This is a genomic window from Candidatus Methylomirabilota bacterium, assembly GCA_036001065.1.
Lineage (GTDB): Bacteria > Methylomirabilota > Methylomirabilia > Rokubacteriales > CSP1-6 > MNEF01.
This window is the reverse complement of record DASYUQ010000115.1, coordinates 54,415-71,305: the sequence shown is the minus strand read 5'-3', so window position 1 is coordinate 71,305 and position 16,891 is coordinate 54,415. Positions and strand designations below refer to the sequence as shown.

The 16,891-nt window shown below is 70.7% G+C and carries 20 protein-coding genes; 15 read left to right on the top strand and 5 right to left on the bottom strand.

Annotated features, from left to right (window positions below; genetic code table 11):
* From VGV13_10765 to VGV13_10715, 11 genes are all read left to right on the top strand, one after another.
* Positions 1-447, top strand: a 447-nt coding sequence (locus VGV13_10765; GenBank protein HEV8641566.1) for a tripartite tricarboxylate transporter TctB family protein, incomplete at its 5' end; no start/stop codon positions are given.
* 13 nt (positions 448-460) lie between these two features.
* A complete protein-coding gene (locus VGV13_10760; protein ID HEV8641565.1) occupies positions 461-1,990 on the top strand; it encodes a tripartite tricarboxylate transporter permease in 1,530 nt (509 codons plus the stop codon).
* Positions 1,987-2,967: a tripartite tricarboxylate transporter substrate binding protein gene (locus tag VGV13_10755; GenBank protein ID HEV8641564.1), complete on the top strand. Its 981-nt coding sequence runs from the start codon at positions 1,987-1,989 to the stop codon at positions 2,965-2,967. Before VGV13_10760 ends, VGV13_10755 begins: the two co-directional genes overlap by 4 nt.
* A 277-nt stretch (positions 2,968-3,244) precedes the next feature.
* Positions 3,245-3,793, top strand: coding sequence for a peptide deformylase (gene def, locus VGV13_10750; GenBank protein ID HEV8641563.1), 549 nt, complete (start codon positions 3,245-3,247; stop codon positions 3,791-3,793).
* A 136-nt stretch (positions 3,794-3,929) separates the two neighbouring features.
* On the top strand, positions 3,930-4,253 hold the full coding sequence (locus VGV13_10745) for a hypothetical protein (protein ID HEV8641562.1): 324 nt from the start codon (positions 3,930-3,932) through the stop codon (positions 4,251-4,253).
* On the top strand, positions 4,250-4,909 hold the full coding sequence (locus tag VGV13_10740) for a ferritin-like domain-containing protein (GenBank protein HEV8641561.1): 660 nt from the start codon (positions 4,250-4,252) through the stop codon (positions 4,907-4,909). Before VGV13_10745 ends, VGV13_10740 begins: the two co-directional genes overlap by 4 nt.
* Positions 4,909-5,733 carry a tetratricopeptide repeat protein gene (locus tag VGV13_10735; GenBank protein ID HEV8641560.1) on the top strand — a complete coding sequence of 275 codons (825 nt, stop codon included), beginning with the start codon at positions 4,909-4,911 and terminating at the stop codon, positions 5,731-5,733. The genes VGV13_10740 and VGV13_10735 overlap by 1 nt, the downstream gene beginning before the upstream one ends.
* Position 5,734: 1 nt before the next feature.
* Positions 5,735-7,015 (top strand): tetratricopeptide repeat protein, encoded by a 1,281-nt coding sequence (locus tag VGV13_10730; GenBank protein ID HEV8641559.1) that lies wholly within the window; start codon positions 5,735-5,737, stop codon positions 7,013-7,015.
* A gap of 44 nt (positions 7,016-7,059) precedes the next feature.
* A complete protein-coding gene (locus VGV13_10725; protein HEV8641558.1) occupies positions 7,060-7,797 on the top strand; it encodes an aspartate/glutamate racemase family protein in 738 nt (245 codons plus the stop codon).
* On the top strand, positions 7,794-8,357 hold the full coding sequence (locus tag VGV13_10720) for a hypothetical protein (GenBank protein ID HEV8641557.1): 564 nt from the start codon (positions 7,794-7,796) through the stop codon (positions 8,355-8,357). The genes VGV13_10725 and VGV13_10720 overlap by 4 nt, the downstream gene beginning before the upstream one ends.
* A gap of 74 nt (positions 8,358-8,431) precedes the next feature.
* Positions 8,432-9,043, top strand: coding sequence for an ABATE domain-containing protein (locus VGV13_10715; protein HEV8641556.1), 612 nt, complete (start codon positions 8,432-8,434; stop codon positions 9,041-9,043).
* Here the strand turns inward: VGV13_10715 and mutT are convergent.
* Both mutT and VGV13_10705 read right to left on the bottom strand, forming a co-directional pair.
* A complete protein-coding gene (gene mutT / locus VGV13_10710; GenBank protein HEV8641555.1) occupies positions 8,980-9,387 on the bottom strand; it encodes an 8-oxo-dGTP diphosphatase MutT in 408 nt (135 codons plus the stop codon). The two genes, VGV13_10715 and mutT, sit on opposite strands and share 64 nt — an antisense overlap.
* Positions 9,374-10,054, bottom strand: coding sequence for an A/G-specific adenine glycosylase (locus VGV13_10705; GenBank protein HEV8641554.1), 681 nt, complete (start codon positions 10,052-10,054; stop codon positions 9,374-9,376). The genes mutT and VGV13_10705 overlap by 14 nt, the downstream gene beginning before the upstream one ends.
* Positions 10,055-10,167: 113 nt before the next feature.
* Between VGV13_10705 and VGV13_10700 the strand changes: the two genes are divergently transcribed.
* The gene (locus VGV13_10700; protein ID HEV8641553.1) at positions 10,168-11,235 is read left to right on the top strand and encodes an aminomethyltransferase family protein; all 1,068 of its coding nucleotides are present in this window, start codon (positions 10,168-10,170) and stop codon (positions 11,233-11,235) included.
* 13 nt (positions 11,236-11,248) lie between these two features.
* On the top strand, positions 11,249-13,255 hold the full coding sequence (locus VGV13_10695) for a thioredoxin domain-containing protein (GenBank protein HEV8641552.1): 2,007 nt from the start codon (positions 11,249-11,251) through the stop codon (positions 13,253-13,255).
* 102 nt (positions 13,256-13,357) lie between these two features.
* On the opposite strand, the gene queC is transcribed toward VGV13_10695, so the two are convergent.
* The 3 genes from queC to VGV13_10680 are packed head-to-tail and all read right to left on the bottom strand — an operon-like array spanning position 13,358 to position 15,123.
* Entirely contained in the window at positions 13,358-14,041 is a 684-nt protein-coding gene (gene queC / locus VGV13_10690; protein HEV8641551.1) for a 7-cyano-7-deazaguanine synthase QueC, read from the bottom strand.
* On the bottom strand, positions 14,034-14,708 hold the full coding sequence (locus tag VGV13_10685; protein HEV8641550.1) for a 7-carboxy-7-deazaguanine synthase QueE: 675 nt from the start codon (positions 14,706-14,708) through the stop codon (positions 14,034-14,036). Before VGV13_10685 ends, queC begins: the two co-directional genes overlap by 8 nt.
* Positions 14,692-15,123 carry a 6-carboxytetrahydropterin synthase gene (locus tag VGV13_10680; protein HEV8641549.1) on the bottom strand — a complete coding sequence of 144 codons (432 nt, stop codon included), beginning with the start codon at positions 15,121-15,123 and terminating at the stop codon, positions 14,692-14,694. Before VGV13_10680 ends, VGV13_10685 begins: the two co-directional genes overlap by 17 nt.
* A gap of 380 nt (positions 15,124-15,503) precedes the next feature.
* Here VGV13_10680 and VGV13_10675 point away from each other — a divergent pair, with 380 nt between their 5' ends.
* Both VGV13_10675 and VGV13_10670 read left to right on the top strand, forming a co-directional pair.
* Positions 15,504-16,049, top strand: a complete 546-nt coding sequence (locus tag VGV13_10675; GenBank protein ID HEV8641548.1) for a hypothetical protein — start codon at positions 15,504-15,506, stop codon at positions 16,047-16,049.
* Between the two features lie 38 nt (positions 16,050-16,087).
* Positions 16,088-16,777, top strand: coding sequence for a UPF0158 family protein (locus VGV13_10670; GenBank protein HEV8641547.1), 690 nt, complete (start codon positions 16,088-16,090; stop codon positions 16,775-16,777).
* The last annotated feature ends 114 nt before the right edge of the window (positions 16,778-16,891 follow it).

The window sequence follows — 16,891 nt, the reverse complement described above, 5'->3', positions numbered from 1 at the left end:
GTCATGCTGACGACCGATCGCGTCGCGGGCAGCGCCCTCGTCCTGTTCGCGCTGGCCGTGCTCGTGGAGAGTCGCAAGCTCCCGCTGGGGACGCTCCGCAATCCGGGCCCCGCCTACATGCCCGTGCTGCTCGCGCTGATTCTAGTATCCTCGGGCATCTGCCTCTGCGTCGGGGGTGGCGGCGCCGCGCGCCTGGGCGCGGTGGGCTGGTCGGAGTGGCGACACGCCGTCGCCATCCTGGGCGTCTGCGCGTTCGCCGCGCTGGCGCTCGAGCGGCTCGGTTACCGCCCGACGGTGGCGGTCACGCTCGCCTTCCTCGTCGGCGTCGTCGAGCGGAAGGGGCTGCTGCTGACCGTGGTGTTCAGCCTGGCGCTGGCGGCCGGGACCTTCTTCCTCTTCGACACGCTGCTGCGAGTGCAGCTTCCCCGCGGGCCCTTCGGTCTGTGAGCGCCGCCGCCTGATGCTCGAGACCCTGCAGAACCTCTACCTCGGCTTCTCGGTCGCTCTCTCGCCCGGCGTGCTCCTCTATGCGTTCGTCGGCTGCTTCATCGGGACCGTGGTGGGCGTCCTGCCCGGCGTGGGACCGCTGGCTGGCATCAGCCTGCTCCTGCCCGCGACCTTCGGCCTCGACGCTACCAAGGCCATCGTCATGCTGGCCGGCATCTACTACGGCGCCATGTACGGGGGCTCCACGACCTCGATCCTCATGCGCATTCCCGGCGAGGCGGCGTCGGTGATGACGTGCATCGACGGCTACGCGATGGCGCGTAAGGGGCGGGCGGGGGCCGCGCTGGCCATCGCCGCGGTGGGCTCCTACGTCGCCGGGACGGCCAGCGTGGTGGCGCTGATGTTCCTGGCCCCGCCGCTGGCCTCCTTTGCCCTGCGCTTCGGGCCGCCGGAATACTTTGCGCTGCTCCTGCTGGGGCTGCTCGTCCTCGCCTACATGAGCGGCGGCTCCATGCTCAAGGCCCTCACGATGGCGGCGCTGGGCCTGCTGCTCGGTATGATCGGCATCGACCAGATGACGGGCTACTTTCGCTTCGCCTACGGGCTCGTGGAGCTGGGAGACGGCATCGGCGTGGTGCCCGTGGCTGTCGGGCTCTTCGGGCTCAGCGAGATCCTTGCCACCGCGGGAAAGGGAAAACCCCCCGATGTCATCAAGCCCAGGCTGCGCGAGCTCCTCCCGTCGCGTCGCGAGTGGCGGGAGTCGGCCATGCCGATCGCCCGCGGCACCGTGCTCGGCTTTCTGATCGGCATCATCCCGGGCTCGGCCCACATCATCTCCAGCTTCGTCTCCTACGCCCTGGAGCGGCGGCTCGCCAAGCGGCCCGAGGAGTTCGGCAAGGGCGCCGTGGCCGGTGTGGCCGGGCCGGAGTCGGCCAACAACTCGGCCACGTCGGGGGCCTTCGTGCCCATGCTGGCGCTGGGCGTCCCCTCGGGCCCGATCCCCGCGGTGATGCTGGCCGCGATGATGGTGCACGGCGTGTCGCCGGGCCCGCTGCTGTTCAAGCAGCAGCCCGAGCTCTTCTGGGGGTTCATCGCCTCGATGTACGTGGGCAACGTCGTGCTGCTGATCCTGAACCTGCCAATGGTGGGGCTCTTCGTGAACCTCCTGCGAGTCCCGTATCCACTGCTGTATCCGGGCATCCTGACCTTCTGCATCCTCGGGGTCTACGCGGTGAACAACAGCGTGGTAGACGTCTGGATCATGCTGGCGACGGGGGTGCTCGGCTACCTGCTGCGCAAGCTCGACTTCGAGACGGCCCCGATCGTGCTGGGCCTGATCCTGGCCCCGATGATCGAAATGGCGCTCCGACAGTCGCTGGCGATGTCCGATGGGCACTACGCGATCCTGGTCGCGCGTCCGATCTCCGCCGCGCTGCTGGCGGTCGGCGCTGCGCTCGTCCTGCTGAGCCTCAAGCCCCTCGTCTCGCGCGGCCTGGACTGGCGCGCGAGGCTGGCGCTGGCCGAAAAAGGAGAAGAGCTATGACCCGCGTCCGTATCGCTCTGGCGCTGCTCCTTGTGTTGTGCGCGTCGGCTCCGACCGGCGCCCAGGAGACCTACCCCTCGCGTCCCGTCACGATCGTGGCCCCGTTTCCGCCGGGCGGCGTGGCCGACCTGACCGCGCGTCCGGTGGCGGCGGCCCTGGAGAAAGCGCTCAAGAACCCGGTCGCTGTCGTCAACAAGACCGGCGCCGCGGGCGCGGTGGGCATGCAGTACGTGGCGACCTCCCGGCCCGACGGTTACACGCTGCTGCTGGCGCTCTCGTCGATCTCGATCATCCCCGAGGCCGACAAGCTCTTCGGCCGGCAGCCCGCCTTCACCGTGGATCAGTTCGAGCCGCTGGCCCTCATCTCGGCGGACCCGACCATCCTCGTGGTCCGCGCCGAGAGCCCCTGGAAGACGGCCCGGGAGTTCATCGAGGACGCCCGGAGGCGCCCGGGGCAGATCTCCTTCAGCTCGTCGGGCGTGTACGGCACACTCCACATGGCGATAGAGCTCCTCCAGCACGCCGCCGGGATCAAGCTCCGTCACGTGCCCTACGCCGGGGCCGGCCCCGCGCTGACCGCCATCCTCGGCGGCCACGTCGATGCGCTCGCCTCCGGCCCCGCCGTCATCCTGCCCCACATCAAGGCGGGCAAGCTCCGGCCGCTGGCGGGCTGGGGCGACAGGCGCGTGGCGGCCCTGCCGGAGGTGCCGACGTTCAAGGAGCTGGGCTACGCCGAGGCGGAGTTCTACATCTGGGCGGGACTCTTCGCGCCCAAGGGCACGCCCGAGCCCGCGCTCCAGAAGCTGCGCGACGCGCTCCGCGCCGCCGTGAACGATCCCGACTTCAAGGCGGCGATGGACAAGCTCGAAACGCCGATCGCCTTCAAGCAGGGAGAGGAGTTCAGGAGCTTCTTCGAGGCCGACGCCCGCCGTCTGGCTGAGGGCGTACGCAAGGTGGGACGCATCGAGCAGAAGTAGTGCGAGCCGCAGGGCGCCGGCGGGCTGGGCCCCGCCCGCCCGAGGCGAGCCGGAGTAAAGTCGTGCGAGCCGCAGCCCGGCCGCGGAGCCGGAGGCGGAGCGCGGGCGAGGCGAGCCGGAGTAAAGTCATGCGAGCCGCAGGGCGCCGGCGGGCCGCTGGGCGAGCTGGAGGGCGGCCAGGGGCTGGGGCCCCTGCGCCCGCGACGAGCGAGTCCAGAGAATCCCGCCCGCCCGAGGCGAGCCTGAGTGAATCCGGCGTGCTACAATTCCGTCCGTCATGGCGATTCTGAAGGTCGCGCGGCTCGGTCATCCCGTCCTCCGCCAGAAGGCCCAGCCGGTACCTGTGGAGACGGTCCGATCCCCGGAGGTCCAGCGGTTCATCGACGACATGATCGAGACCATGCGCGAATACGACGGCGCGGGGCTCGCCGCCAACCAGGTGCATGCGCTCCAGCAGATCGCCGTGATCGAGGTGCAGGCCAACCCGCGCTACCCCGACGCTCCGCTCATCCCCCTGATGGTGGTCATCAACCCCGTGGTAACGCCGCTCACCGAGGACATGGAAGAGGGGTGGGAGGGGTGCCTGAGCGTGCCCGACATGCGGGGCGTGGTCCCCAGATACACGGCCGTGCGGCTCCAGTGTCTCGATCGCGAGGGCGCGGGCGTCGAGCTGACGGCGAAGGATTTCTTCGCGCGGGTGATCCAGCACGAGGCCGACCATCTCGACGGCATCGTCTACCTCGACCGCATGCGCAACCTCTCCACGCTCAGCCACATCGCGGAGTGGCAGAAGCACTGGCTTGGCATCCGGGAGCAGGCCGATTAGTGACGTGGGGGGCCCAGAAATGGCCCCCCATACCCCCCACAGGGCGGGCCCAGAAACGGCCCCCCATGCCCCCCATGCCCCCCAGGCGGTCGCGCGTCCGCGCGGCTCTGGCCCCGGAGGCCACGTCCTGGCCGTCGTGAAGGACCTGTTCTTCGTCGCGCGCATCCGGGAGACGGCGCGGCTCGCCGGCGTCCCGGTGGCCTTCGCGCGGAGCCCCCAGGAGGTCGAGGAGGCGGTGGGAGGCGCGCCGCGGTTCGTCCTGCTCGACCTGACCGCGGGCCTCGACTATGACCGGATCTTCCGGGCGGCCGAGGCCAAGCGCCTGCCGGTGCTCGGGTTCACCACTCACGCGCTCGCCCGGCAGACCCAGCCCTGGCACGCGCGCTGCAAGCGGGTCGTGACCAAGGAGACGCTCACCGCGGAGTTGCCGTCCCTGCTCCGCGAGGGGGTGACCTCATGACCGCCGAGGAGTTCGTCAAGCAGCTCGACGCGCAGAACCACGCCCTCCTGAGCCGCCTCGCCCCCGCCGACACCCTGAAGCCGGAAGTCGAAGGCGACCTCAACGTGCTCAACCTCCTGAAGGTGGCCCTCAAGAACGAGATCGAGGCGACCGAGATCGCCGCCCGCTGGCTCGTCACCACCGATGACGTCGACGTCAAGCTCGCGCTGGCGCGGCAGGTGGGCGACGAGGCCAAGCACTACCGGCTGATCGCCGAGCGGCTGCGGGGGCTGGGCTTCGATCCGGTGGCGTTCAACCCGCTGGCCAAGGGCTACGGCCCGCTCTTCCACTACCTCGACACGCTCCCGGCCACCGTCGAGCGCGTGGCCGCGGGACAATTCACGCGCGAGGCGATCGCCGTCGTCAAGAACCGGCAGTTCATCGAGTTCTGCGAGCATGCCGGCGACCGGGACACCGCGGCGCTCTATCGGGACGTCATCGAGCCGGACGAGCGCTACCATCACGAGCTGGGACGCAAGCTCCTGCTGCGGTTCGCGACGACCCCCGAGGCCCAGGCCGCCGCCGCGCGCGCGGCCAAGCGGACGCTCGAGCTGGCGGAGGAGCTGCAGCGCGCCGCGCTGGCCACCGCCGGTATCCACCACGCCCCGGGCTGCTGATGGACGCGGAGCTCGGAGCGTTCAGGAATCTCGTCAGGGCGCCCGAGCGCGACGTCGACTTGGCGCTGGGCGCGCTGCTGATCGCCCGCATCGAGCATTCCGATCTCTCCCCCAGCCATTCCCTCACGCGTCTCGACGAGCTGGCGGCCGCCTCCGGCGCCGCCCGCATCCACGATCCCCTGAAGGCGCTCCACCGGCTTCGGGAGTTTCTCTTCGAGGAGGAGGGCTTCTCCGGCAACGCGGCGGACTATTACGACCCGCGCAACAGCTGTCTCAACGACGTCCTCGACCGCCGGCTCGGCATTCCCATCACGCTGTCCGTGGTGGTGATCGAGGTGGGGCGCCGGGTCGGGCTGCCCATCGTCGGGGTCGGGCTGCCCGGGCACTTCGTCGTCCGGGCGGACGTCGACGCCGACCCTGTGCTGCTGGATCCCTTCGACGGGGGGGCGGTGCTCACCCATGAGCGCGCCGCCGATCTGGTGACCCGCGCCCTGGGCCGCCGGGTGCGGCTGACCGAGAAGCACTTCGCGCCGGTCACCAAGCGCCAGATCCTCACCCGCACGCTGATGAACCTGCGCGGCATCTACTCGCGCCGCGAGGAGTGGGACAAGGCGCTGGCGGTCTTCGACCACCTGCTCGTCCTGGACGAGGAGTCCGTCACGCACCTCCGCGACCGCGGCACCGTGCTGGTGAAGCTGGGGCACTTCCACCGCGGCGTGGCGGACTGGGAGCGCTATCTGAACACGTGCCCCCAGGCCGGCGACGCCGACAGCGTCCGCCAGCAGCTCCGGCGCGTGCGCCAGCGGCTGGCCACCCTCAACTGACATGGGCCGCCGCGTCCTGGCCGGGGTCATCATCCTCTCCCTCCTGGCCTCGGCGTGCGCCTCGCGCAACGTGCCACCCATCGGCGCCGGCGGGCGGCCGTTCAAGCCGGAGCCCGACGAGCGGAGCCTCTGGGCCAAGGCGGAGAAGGAGGAGGAGGCGCTCCTCAAGCGGGCCAAGCCCTACGACGACCCACTCCTCGAGGAGTACCTGGGCAAGATCGGAGACCGGCTGCTCTCCGACGAGGTGCGGGCGGCCGGCGGGCCGGGTTTCAAGTTCGGCGTCATCCGCGATCCCACGCTCAACGCCTTCGCCATGCCCAACGGACGCGTGTACGTCCACACCGGCCTGCTGAGCCGCCTGGAGAACGAGGCCCAGCTGGCGACGGTTCTCGGTCACGAGATGACCCATGTCACCGACCGTCACGCGCTCCGGTTCACCCGCGACGCTCAGACCAAGCAGATCCTCTATACGGTCGGCGCCATTGCCGCCAGCATCGGCGTCGCCGTCGCCGCCGGATCGCAGGCGCGCGCCGGCGACCACGTCGGCGCCGCCGTGCTGAGCCAGACGGCCAACGCGGTGCTGGGGCTCGGCCTGGCCCTGGCGACCATCGCGGCGATCAATGGTTACGGGCGCGACCTGGAGCGGGAGGCCGACCACGGAGGCATGAACGCCCTCGTCCGCGCCGGTTACGACCTGAAGGAGGCGCCCAAGGTCTTCAAGCTGCTCCAGAGCGAAAGCAAGGACCGCGGGCCGGTCGAGACCTTCTTCTTCGGCAGCCACCCGAGGCTCCAGGAGCGCATCGACACCACCGGAAGGCTCCTGGAGACGACGTACGCCCCGGCGGCCGCCGAGCCCGACCGTATCAAGAACACCGAGGATTTCGACCTGCGCATGCGCACGGTCGTCCGCGAAAACGCCTACGAGGACATCCGGCTGGGGCGTTTCGCGCTCGCCCAGCGCCAGCTCGACCGCGTGCTGGCCATCACGCCGCGCGACCCGGTCGCCCAGCTCTACTACGGCGACCTCCACCGCCTGCAGGCCCAGCGGACCAGGAGCCTGGCCGACAAGGCGGCCGAGGCGCAGAAGGCGCTGGAGCGCTACGAGCGTTCGGCAGAGCTGGATCCGAGCTTGCCGGATCCCCACCGGCAGCTCGGCTTCCTCTACTACCAGCAGAAGGACAAGGAGCGCGCCAAGGCGGCGTTCGAGAAGTACCTCGCGCTCAAACCGGAAGCGCCCGACGCCAAACGGATCAAGGAGTACCTGCTCGAGCTGGACCGGTAGCCGCGCCCCCGCCTCGCTCGGCGGTGCGGTAGAGTAGGGGGCGCATGGCGGCCGGGCGGGTCCGCGGCGGCTTCAACCAGTACGGCTTCGCCGTCGGCATCCTCATGCTCGACACGCGCTTTCCCCGCATCGTCGGTGACATGGGCCACGCCGCCACCTTCGACTTCCCGGTGCGCTACCATCGCGTCGCCGGCGCCGGCCCCGATCGCGTCGTCCGTCGCGGTGCCGAGGGGCTCCTGCCGGCGTTCATCGAGGGGGCCCGGCAGCTCGAGCGCGAGGGCGTCGGCGCGGTCACGACCAACTGCGGGTTTCTCGTGAAGTTCCAGCGGGAGATGGCCGCCGCCGTCTCGGTGCCCGTGTTCACGTCGAGCCTTCTGCTGGTTCCGCTGGTGCGCCGGATGCTGGCGCCCGGCCGGAGCGTGGGCATCCTGACCGTCAACGCCGCCACCCTCACGCCGGAGCACCTCGACGGTGCCGGGATCACCCGCGACATTCCGAGCGTGGTGGCGGGCCTGGAGACGGGGAAGGAGTTTACCCGCGTGCTCCTCGACGACGAGCTGGAGCTGGACGTGGACGCCGCGCGGGAGGAGCACGTCCGGGTCGCGCGACGCCTCGTCGCCGAGCATCCCGAGGTCGGCGCCATCGTCCTCGAGTGCACCAACATGCCTCCCTACGCCGCCGACATCCAGCGGGAGACCGCCCGGCCCGTCTTCGACATCGTGTCGCTCGTCCGGATGGTCCAGCGGGCGCTCAGCGCCGGGCTGCCACCCCGCCCGGTGTGACCGTCCCTCCCGTGCGCCCCTGGACGGCCGTGTCCGCCCGGGGGCTGGGGCTCGTCATCATGCTCGTCCTCGGCTGGCAGGTCGCCGCGCGCGGGATCACCTCCGCGGCCCCGGGCTTTCTCCTGGCCATCCTGGACGGCGCGAACTTCGTCTTCCACGAGGGCGGCCACATCCTCTTCCTGTTCCTGGGCCAGTTCATCCACGCGCTCGGCGGATCCCTGACCCAGGTGGCCATCCCGATCGCCTGCGCGATCCATTTCTGGCGACACCGGCAGCCCGCCGCCGCGGCCGCGGCACTCTTCTGGGCGGGGGAGAGCGTGACGCAGGTGGCGATCTACGTCGCGGACGGCCGGGCCATGAGCCTCCCGCTGCACGGCGGCCCCGGGGTCATCCACGATTGGAACTATCTGCTGACCCGGATGGGCCTCGTGGAGTGGTCGGTGGGACTCGGGCGAGCGGCCTTCGCGCTGGGGCTGGCGCTCGTGGCAGGGGCGCTGGGCCTCCTGGGGCTGGACCTCCTGCGGGTCCTGACCTCCGAGGAGGCCGCCGGACCCTCCTAACCTACTTTTATAGGATAGGGGGTTAGTCGAATTTTTAACCCTCGAATCGCCGCTCGGTGGTTAGATAGCCGCCGATGGCCCTCTGCCTGGACTTCGCCAACACCGTCCGCCGGGGCCCCACCCCGCGCGACCAGCTGAGCCGCTACGCGGATCTCGTCGCCTGGGCCCGCCGGGGCGGCGCGCTCACCGACGCCGAGGCGCGCAGGCTTCTCGGGGCGGCCCGGCGCCGGGCGGCGGCGGCCACCGCCGCCCTCCGGCGCGGCCGGGCGCTGCGGGAAGCGATCTACCGGCTGCTCTCCGCCGTCGCCGACCGGCGGCCTGCGCGCGCCGCCGATCTGGCGACGGTCAACGCCGCCGTCGCCGGCGCGCTGGCGCTCTCGCGCCTCGGCGCTCGCGGCGGGGCATTTGCCTGGGACTGGGCGGGGGATCGCGATGCGCTCGACCGCCCGCTGTGGCCGGTGGCCCGCTCGGCGGGCGAGCTCCTGACCTCGGGCGATCTGGTCGCGGTGCGGGAGTGCGCGGCACCCGGCTGCACGCGGCTCTTCGTCGACCGCAGCCGCAACCGCACGCGGCGTTGGTGCGACATGGCCGTGTGCGGCAACCGCGCCAAGGCGCGCCGGTACTACGCGCGCAGCCGCTCGACGAGCGCGCGGTCCGCCGGAGGGAAGTCGTATTCGGCCAGGTGAGCCGGCTCGACCCAGGCGCATACCTGCTGCTCCCGCGGCTCGATCTGCCCTCCGCACAGCCGGCAGCGGTAGAAGTGGAGGACGACGGTTTTATCTGGATATCGCCACCTTACGGTTTCGACCTTCTCACCGACCGTGAAGTCGGCCCCCAGCTCCTCGACGAGCTCCCGCCTGAGGCACGCCTCCAGCGTCTCGCCCGGCTCGCGCTTGCCGCCGGGGAACTCCCAGAGCCCCGCCAGATGGGAGCCCGCGACGCGACGGGTGATGAGGTAACGTCCCGTCTCGTCCCGAATGAGGGCCGCCGCGACCTCGACGATCGCGTCCTGGTGCTCAGGCGCGGCCATGGGTCGGGCCGTCGAAGGGATAGCTGGCGCAGATGCTCTTCATGGGACAGCGCGGGCATCGGGGCCTGCGCGGGGTGCACCAGGTGGCCCCGAAGTCCATCAGCGCCTGGTTGAAGTCGTAGGCGCGGCCGGGCGGGACGAGCGCGGCGGCGAGATCCCAGAAGGCCCTTTGCCCCCGCACCCGGCCCGCGCGGCGCGGTCCCAGGAAGACGCGCGTGAACACGCGGCGAACGTTGGTGTCGAGCACCGCCGCGTCCCGCCCGTGGGCGAAGGCCAGGATCGCCCCCGCCGTGTAAGGGCCGATGCCGGGCAGCGCGCGCAGGCGCTCCGCGCTGTCGGGCAGACGCCCGCCGTAGCGGGCCACCGTCTCGCGCGCGATCCAGTGCAGGCGGACCGGGCGGATGTTGTAGCCGAGCGGATACCAGAGCCGGCGCACCTCGCCGACCCGCGCGGCGGCGAGGCTGTCGATCGTGGGGTAGCGCTGGAGGAACTGGTGGTACTTCGGGATCACCCGCTCCACCTGCGTCTGCTGCAGCATGATCTCGGAGACGAGCACCCGGTACGGGTCACGCGTGCGGCGCCAGGGAAGATCGCGGCCGTGCTTCGCGTACCACGCGAGCAGACGCCGCTGGAAGCTGCGTCGCGTGCGGTCGTCCGGCGTCAGCACGGCGCGCAGTCTAGCACGGGCGCAGTGCGAGCGGAGCGGCGGCCGAGCTGCCGCAGGCCCGAGCGCCGCGACGCGAGCGGTGAAATCGCCCGGAAGAGTACAATACGCGTGTGGTGAGCCGCCTTCCGCTTCACGATCTCCACGCTTCTGCCGGGGCCACGTTCGCCGCGCCCGGCGGTGCCGAGCTGCCGCTGCACTACGGCGACGCCGCGGCCGAGTACGCGGCGGTCCGCCAGAGGGTAGGGCTCATCGACCGCAGCGCCGCCGGCGTCCTGGAGGTCAGGGGGCGCGACCGCGCCGCGTTCCTGCACGCGATGCTCAGCAACGACATCAAGTCGCTGAGCGCCGGGCGCGGATGCGCGGCGACCTTCCTGGACGTGCACGGCAAGGTGCAGGTCGTGCTCTTCGTCTGGCTCCTGGACGACCGGATCCTCCTGGTCACCCCGCCGGCGGCGGCGGACAAGGCGATGCAGGACCTGGACAAGTACCTCTTCTCCGAGAAGGCCTCCTTCCGAGATGCGACGGGGGAGCTGTCGCTGCTGATGCTGGCCGGTCCCGACGCTCCGGCCGTGGCTCGGCGCCTGACCGGCGCCTCCGTCCCCCCTGAGGCGTGGTCGCACGTGACGGCGAGGCTCGAGGGGATCGATGTCCGCCTGGTCCGCGGCGGCGCTGAGACCGGCGAGCCGGAGGTCTGGGTCGTGGTGTCGGCGGGCGAGGGGGCGCGCGTATGGCAGGCGCTCGTCGGCGCGGGGCCGCGGCCGGTCGGGCTCGTCGCCCGCGAGTCGCTGCGCCTCGAGGCCGGCACGCCGCTCTACGGCCACGACGTGGACCCGTCGGTGCTGCTCCCGGAAATTCCCTCGGCGAACCTCGTGTCCTACACGAAGGGCTGCTATATCGGCCAGGAGGTCGTCGTCCGCATCCGCGATCGGGGTCACGTCAATCGCCACCTGCGCGGCCTCCTCCTCGACGGCGAGACGGTGCCGTCGCCCGGCGCCGCCGTCCTCGCCGGCGAGAGTGAGATCGGACGGGTGACGAGCGCCACCTGGTCCTTCGGGCTCAAGCGTCCTATCGCGCTCGGCTTCCTGCGGCGGCAGCACGCCGAGCCGGGCACCCCGGTCGCCGTCCGGTCGGCCGATCGAACGACGCCGGCCACGGTCTCGGCGCTCCCCTTCACGCGGTAACCTGGAGGTCAGTGTGGCCAACCGCCTGGCCGGCGAAACGAGCCCATATCTTCTCCAGCACGCGCACAACCCCGTCGACTGGTATCCCTGGGGCGAGGAGGCCTTCGCCCGGGCGCGGGGCGAGGACAAGCCGGTCCTGCTCTCCGTCGGCTACTCGGCCTGTCACTGGTGTCACGTGATGGAGCGCGAGTCGTTCGAGGACCCCGAGATCGCCCGGCAGATGAACGAAAACTTCGTCTGCGTCAAGGTCGACCGCGAGGAGCGCCCCGACGTCGATCAGATCTACATGCAGGCCGTGCAGTCCATGACCGGGCACGGCGGCTGGCCCATGACCGTCTTCCTCACGCCCGAGGGCGTCCCCTTCTACGGCGGGACCTACTTCCCGCCGGCGCCGCGCCACGGGCTGCCGTCGTTCCCCCAACTACTCCAGGGGATCGCGGAGGCGTGGCGGACGCGCCGGGCGGAGGTGCTCCAGTCGGCCCAGCGGGTCGTGAGCGAGCTCGGTCGGGCCGAGCAGCTGCGCGGGGCCACCCCGCTCCTCACCGACGAGATCCTGTACGCCGCGTTCCAGGGGATCTCGGCCCAGTTCGACGAAGCGCTGGGCGGACTCGGCGGCGCGCCCAAGTTCCCCCAGCCGATGATCTGGGAGTTCGTGCTGCGCTTCGGCAAGCGCACCGGCAACCCCTCGGCCCGGACCATGGCGCGGACGACGCTGACGCGGATGGCGCGCGGCGGGATCTACGATCAGCTCGGTGGCGGCTTTCACCGCTACGCGGTGGACGCGCAGTGGCTGGTGCCGCACTTCGAGAAGATGCTCTACGACAACGGCCAGCTCGCTTCGCTCTACCTGCACGGCTGGCTTGCGTTCGGCGACCCCGAGTATCGGCGGATCTGCGAGGAGACGCTCGACTACATCCTCCGGGAGATGACGGATCCCGGCGGCGGCTTCTACTCGGCCCAGGACGCGGACTCCGAGGGCGAGGAGGGGAAGTTCTTCGTGTGGACCGCCGACGAGATGAGGACGGTCCTCGGCCCGGAGGCGGACGCCGCGCTCCGCTACTGGGGCGTCGACCGGGGCCCGAACTTCGAGGGCCGGAACATCCTCTGGGTGCCGGGCGAGCCCGAGCCGGAGCGCATCGGCGCGGCGCGCCGCCAGCTCTTCGAGGCGCGGGAGCGCCGCGTGCATCCGGGTCGCGACGACAAGGTCCTGGCCTCCTGGAACGGACTCGCCTGCCGGGCCTTCGCCGAGGCCGGCCGCGCGCTCGGTCGCCCCCAGTACATCGCCGCCGCGGCCCGCAACGCCGACTTCGTCCTGACCGCCATGCGCGCCGACGGCCGACTCCTGCGCTCCTGGAAGGGTGGGCAGGCCAAGCTCAAGGGCTACCTCGAGGACTACGCGATGGTGGCGGCGGCGCTCCTCGACGTGTACGAGGCGACCTTCGAGCGCCGCTGGCTGGAGGAGGCGCGGGGCCTCGCCGACGACATGCTGGAGCTGTTCTGGGACGATCGCCTGGAAGGGTTCTACGATACCGGCCGCGACCACGAGCGGCTGGTCGTCCGCCCGCGCAACCTCTTCGACAACGCCGTCCCCTGCGGCAGCTCCGTCGCCGTCGAGACCCTGCTGCGCCTGCGGGTCTTCACCGGCCAGGCGCGGTACGGCTCGAAGGCCCTGGCCGCGCTCCGGCCGATGGCCGACCTGATGTCGCGCCATCCGGCCGGCTTCGGGCGCTTCCTCTGCGCCCACGACTTCGGCCTGGGCCCCGTCGTCGAGGTCGCGCTGATCGCCCCACCCGGCGACGGCCTGGCGCCGCTGCTGGCCGAAGTCTTCGGCCGCTATCTGCCCAACCGCATAGTCGTCGCCATGACCGACGGCGACGTCAAGGCGGCCGCGGGGATCCCGCTGCTGGAGGGCAGAACCGCCGTCGATGGCAGGCCTACCGCCTTCGTCTGCCGCGACTACGCCTGTGATCTTCCCGCCACCGACCCCGCGACGCTGACGCGCCAGCTCGAGCGCGCCTAGCCACCGTCGGAGGGGGCCTCGACGGCCCCGTCCGAGGCCTCCCCCGGGAAGAGATTGCGCGGGCGAAGCCCGCGCTCGAGCGGTGGTGAGTCCGATGCGCGCCTAGCCGAGGGGGTCGGGGATCCCCACCTCCGCGAAGCCTTTGCGCCGGAGGACGCACGCGTCACAGACGCCGCACGGGCGTGCCTGACACGGGTCGTAGCAGCTCCAGGTCAGCGCGAGATCGACGCCGAGCTCGACGGCGCGGCGCACGATGTCCGCCTTGCTCAAGTGGATGAGCGGCGTGTGGATGCGGAAGTGGCTCCGGCCCTCGGCGCCGGCCTTGGTGGCGAGGTTCGCCATCCGCTCGAACGCCCCGATGAACTCGGGCCGGCAATCGGGATAGCCGGAGTAATCCAAAAAATTTACCCCGATGACGATGTTCTCCGCGCCCAGCGTCTCTGCCCACGCGAGCGCAAGCGAGAGGAAGACCGTGTTCCGAGCGGGGACGTACGTCACCGGAATGTCGGTCATCTCGCGCGGATCGCGCCGGGTGGGGAGCGGCAGATCCGCCGTCAGCGCGGAGCCTCCGAAGCTCCGGAGATCGATCGCCAGCGTCGCGTGATCGCGGGCGCCCAGGGCGGCCGCGACTCGCCGGGCGGCCTCCAGCTCGAGGCGATGGCGCTGGCCGTAGTCGATGGTGAGGGCGTAGCAGGCGAAGCCCTCCGCGCGAGCGACGGCCATCGCCGTCGTCGAATCGAGGCCACCACTCAGCAAGACAACCGCCCGGCGCTCCGCGCTAGACACCGCGCTTGGGGCCCCAGATCAGGATGTGCAAGCGCGGGGAGAACCGGAAGCCGTGGCGCCGGCACCACTCGACGACGACGGGCATCATGGCGACCTGCTCCTCGCGCCGCATCCCCAGCGGCATCAGCACGATGCGCTCGGACGGCAGCCCATATCGGGCCTGGAGCGAGCGCACCTCATCGACGTCGCGCTCTTCGCCCACGACGAACTTGAACCAGGCACCCAAGTCCCGAAACCTCGCGATTGCCTCGGGTCTCAGACGTCGCGGCTCGGGCACTCCGGAGTGGGCGAGCTTGAGCGACACGTTCCACTGATCGACGTCGACCGCGGGTGGCACCTCGGTCCCCGCGGTTTCCACCTCGACGCGCAGGCCCAGCCCCTTGAGACCGTCGATTAGCGGTGCGAAGGCTGGACTCTCCAGCGGCTCCCCGCCGGTCACGACGACGTTCTGGGGGCCGGCCGCCTTGACCTCGGCGAGGAGCACATCCAGCGTGACGGCGCGCCCGCGCCGGGAATCCCACGAGTACTTCGTGTCGCACCACACGCAGCCCACCCCGCAGCCCTGCAGGCGCACGAACACCGACGGCACGCCCGCCGAGGGCCCCTCGCCCTGCAGGGAGGCGAAGACCTCGCTCACGCGGAGGGTGACGTCAGCGGTGGTCCTCACGGCAGTGCTCGCTGCTGCACGTGGGCGTCTCGTGCACGGTGACGCCGGCGAGCCGGACGCCCTCCGGCAGCCGCTTGTCGATCGCCTCGAAGGCCTCGCGCGCGAGCACCTCCGCCGTCGGGTTCTCGGTGAACGGCACGAGGCGTTCGGGCGCGGCCGCCTGGACGGTGGTGAGGGAGGCGACGAGGGGGTCGTCACGGCGCAGCAGCGTGGAGTGGTCCCAACGGTCCAGCCCGGCCGCCCGTACCACCGCACTGAGGTCGGCGAAGTCCATGACCATGTCCCGCGCGCTGAGGCGGGTCGCCTCCACGGTCACGCCGAGCCGGTAGCCATGCCCGAGGAGCCAGGCGCAGCGGCCGGCGTGGCCCAGGATGCGATGCGCCGCGTCGAAGCGGAATTCCCGGCTGATGCGCACGACGCCATGCTAAGCACTCAGGTAGCCACAGTGCAACTTGGAGAGGCGCCCGGTTTCATCGTTGACGAGGCGAACCTGCCCACGGAGAATGGCGCCACGCGATGCCGCGTGGCAACCAGCTCGTGCGCCAATGGTAGCTACTCCAGTTCCTCGCGATACTGACCGGGAGGGAACTTGGTGAGCGGAGTCGGTCGAAACAGCGGGCTCGGTCGGCGCCTACACGGACGCCGAGCGCCTCTCGGAGCGCCAGCGCCGCGAAGGCCAGGTCGCCTACGACTTCGGCTGGATGTGGGAGGAGCTGGGGCTGGACCGGCCGGGTGAGGCAGTCGCGTGCTGTGACCTTCCCTGACACAGATCGGTGCGAGGCTGGAGGGCGGGTTGTGACCGAGGAGCTGGAGGTCCTCAAGATCGTCACCAGGCGGCTCGGGTCGGCAGGAATCCCATACATGGTCACCGGGTCGATCGCGGCCAACTATTACGCGGTGCCACGCATGACGCGGGACATCGACATCGTGATCCAGGCGTTAGGCGCCGACGCGGAGCGGCTGAGCGAGCTTTTCCGCGGCGATTTCTATGTCGAGCCGGAGGCCGTGGTTCGGGCGATCGCCGAGCGGACGACGTTCAACGTCATCCACACTGCCCTGGTGGTCAAGGTGGATTTCATTGTGCGCAAAGACAGCGACTACCGGCGCGAGGAGTTCCGGCGGAGACGTCGCGTGACGATCGAAGACATCACGATCTTCGTCGTGGCTCCGGAGGACTTGATTATCTCTAAACTCGACTGGGCCAAGGACACCCGTTCCGAAGTCCAGCTCGCCGACGTGCGAAATCTCCTAGCCGCGGAGCGGGGCCTCGACTGGGAATACCTGTCACGGTGGGTGACTCGACTGGGGCTCGACTCGCTCTACCGCGAGGTCGCCGGGTGAACGACACATCTCCGGCGATGCAACAAAGATACCGGGAGATGCTCCTGCAGCGCTCCGGCGCCGAACGGCTGAAAATGGGCTGTTCGATGTTCGCCACCGCGCGAGCGCTCGTGGTCGCATCCGTGCTGGAGCAGGAGCGATCCGCGTCGCCGGCCAGGGTGCGCGAGCTGCTGTTCTTGCGGCTATACGGCGCCGACTTCAGTGAAGACGGGCGTGAGAGAATTGTGGCGCAGCTCGGTCGGGGCGAAGCGGAGCGGGCGGTATCTGTGGCTCGGAGGACGGTGCCGGTGGACTGGGACGACCTGGAGATGGCGCTGACCGCGAACGCCGCCGAGTGGACCTGCTACCTCGACGCGCGCAGCGGCGAGGTGCAGATGGTCCCGGTCGACCACTTGGGTGAGGACGATGACTGGTCCTCGGAGGAGGAGATCGCCGCGGGGTTGGCAGCGGGACACCTTATCCACGTCGAGCCGCTCGGATCCTCGGTGGAGTACGGTTGGATGGCGGAGTTCGCTTCGTCGGTTGCTGACCCCCAGCTGCGCGACCGGCTGGAGGTCACCCTCGACGGCCGCAGCGCTTTTCGGCGGTTCAAGAACGTCTTGGCCGGGCATCCGGCCGAGCGCGAGCGCTGGTTTGCGTTTCGGGACGAGCGGCTGCGGGGAGCGGCAAGCGAGTGGTTGGCGAAGCGCGAGATCGAACCGACGACCTCGCCGCCGGCATCACGGTGACGGTCTAGCCGCCCGAGATCGACGGATGCGAGCGAGCCTCCGCCGGGATTACCCGTCTCGAGCCTTATCCGTATCCGGGTGCGTGTCGCGCGCGAACTGATTGCCGGTAAACAC